Here is a 1,740-nt window from a genome sequence, read left to right on the forward strand (position 1 = left end):
ACGGTACCTGAAATAGATTTATCACCGGCTTTTGGTTTTTCAGTAAAGCGGATCGCTGGCGTTGGATCTGCGCCCACTATGACTTTTACGACATTACTCACTACACCTGAATTGGTACCTATATAACGATTACCCGTTTGGTAAATTGAGCTTGGTGTTTGCGTGATGGTGTAGCCATCTGCATTTGATTCGATCAGGCCAGTAAAGCTGAACTCACCCTTGGCATTGGTCGTTACACTCTGGTTTACTGCCTGACCATGCTTATCTGTACCCGTGATTGTGACTGTGATGTCTTTTAGTAGCGCATCATTTGAATCGACTACCCCATCTTGGTTTACATCGAAAAATACGGTACCTGACACAGATTTATCACCGGCCTTTGGCTTTTCCGTAAAGCGGATCGCAGGGGTTGGCTCTGTGCCCACCACGACTTTGGCGACATTGCTTACCACACCTGAATCGCTACCAATATAGCGATTACCAGTTTGGTAAGTGGCACTCGGTGTTTGCGTGATGGTATAACCATCTGCATTTGATTCGATCAGGCCAGTAAAGCTGAACTCACCGTTGGCGTTAGTCGTTGTTGTGGTATTTACTGTTTGATCATACTTATCTGTACCCGTGATTGTAACCGTGATGTCTTTTAATAGCGCGTCATTAGAATCGACTACGCCATCTTGGTTTACATCGAAAAATACGGTACCTGAAACAAATTTATCACCGTCCTTTGGCTTTTCTGTAAAGCGGATCGCAGGGGTAGGATCTGTGCCCACCATGACTTTGGCGACATTGCTTACCACACCCGAATCGCTACCAATATAGCGATTACCTGTTTGGTAAATCGAGCTTGATGTTTGCGTGATGGTGTAGCCATCTGCATTTGATTCAATCAGACCGGTAAAGCTGAACTCACCTGTGGCGTTAGTCGTTGTTGTGGTATTTACTGTTTGACCAAACTTATCTGTGCCTGTAATTGTAACCGTGATGTCTTTTAATAGCGCATCATGAGAATCGACTACGCCATCTTGGTTTACATCGAAAAATACGGTACCTGAAATAGATTTATCACCGGCTTTTGGCTTTTCTGTAAAGCGGATCGCAGGGGTTGGATCTGCGCCCACCACAACTTTTGCGACATTGCTCACTACACCTGAATTGGTACCGATATAACGATTACCTGTTTGGTAAATCGAACTTGGTGTTTGCGTGATGGTGTAGCCATCTGCATTTGATTCAATCAGGCCTGTAAAGCTGAACTCACCCTTGGCATTAGTCGTTGTTGCGGAATTTACTGCTTGACCAAACTTATCGGTACCCGTGATTGTGACTGGGATGTCTTTTAATAGCGCGTCATTAGAATCAACTACGCCGTCCTGATCGACATCGAATAACACGGTACCTGAAATAGATTTATCACCGGCTTTTGGTTTTTCGGTAAAGCGGATCGCTGGCGTTGGATCTGTGCCCACCATGACTTTTACGACATTACTCACTACACCTGAATTGGTACCGATATAACGATTACCCGTTTGGTAAATTGAGCTTGGTGTTTGCGTGATGGTATAACCATCTGCATTTGATTCAATCAGGCCAATAAAGCTGAACTCACCTTTGGCGTTGGTCGTTACACTCTGGTTTACTGCCTGACCATGCTTATCTGTACCCGTGATTGTAACCGTGATGTCTTTTAGTAGCGTGTCATTAGAATCGACTACGCCATCTTGGTTTACATCGAAGAAC

At 44.7% G+C, this 1,740-nt stretch carries 1 protein-coding gene; it reads right to left on the reverse strand.

Features of this window, described 5'->3' with window-relative positions; all coding sequences use genetic code 11:
• Positions 1 to 1,740 (reverse strand): SdrD B-like domain-containing protein (locus tag J8M00_RS27920; protein WP_211013638.1); only part of this gene is annotated, 1,740 nt, incomplete at both ends.

Origin of the sequence: Pseudoalteromonas luteoviolacea (genome assembly GCF_018100925.1) — a bacterium.
GTDB classification, from domain to species: domain Bacteria; phylum Pseudomonadota; class Gammaproteobacteria; order Enterobacterales; family Alteromonadaceae; genus Pseudoalteromonas; species Pseudoalteromonas obscura.